This window comes from Dehalococcoidia bacterium, assembly GCA_021295915.1.
Taxonomy (GTDB): Bacteria; Chloroflexota; Dehalococcoidia; order Lucifugimonadales; family UBA1123; genus VXRN01.
Map to the genome: position 1 here is coordinate 1 of JAGWBK010000088.1, position 422 is coordinate 422.

Consider the following 422-nt stretch of genomic DNA (forward strand, 5'->3'; position numbering starts at 1 on the left):
GGCGCCGAGGTAATAGAGCTGCCACTCACCGTCGAAGTCGCTGGTCTCTGTTCCGCCCCTGGCCCACTGCAGGTCCGTACCGGCCCACAGGGTCCATGGCCTGCTCTTCTCTCCAACCGTGCCGCTGCCACACTCCCCAGCCCAGTCAGCGGGGTGGAGGGAATGGGGCTGGCCTCGGAACAGCTCCAGCAGATCGTCAAAGGTCTTGTCCATGCTGTCCTCGTCCCGGTGGCCGACGTGGGGTACGCCGCGCAGGCCCGTGGCGGCGAGATCCGTGTTCCAGCTCTCCCCCTGCCAGCTGTCGCTGGCGATGAGGTGATCGCTGCTGTCGCCATGGCTGCCATAGCTTCCAGCGATGGCGCTGTTGCCACTGATGGCACTGTTGCCATCGGCACTAGCTGCGGAACTGAGGCAGGCCCTGC

The 422-nt window shown here is 66.1% G+C and carries 2 protein-coding genes; one reads left to right on the top strand and one right to left on the bottom strand.

Going from position 1 to position 422, the window contains the following annotated elements; all coding sequences use genetic code 11:
- The coding region (locus J4G14_15125; GenBank protein ID MCE2459120.1) for a hypothetical protein at positions 1–213 on the bottom strand (213 nt) is incomplete at its 3' end.
- Between the two features lie 24 nt (positions 214–237).
- Between J4G14_15125 and J4G14_15130 the strand changes: the two genes are divergently transcribed.
- Positions 238–422: hypothetical protein (locus tag J4G14_15130; GenBank protein MCE2459121.1), on the top strand; the 185-nt coding region annotated here is incomplete at its 3' end.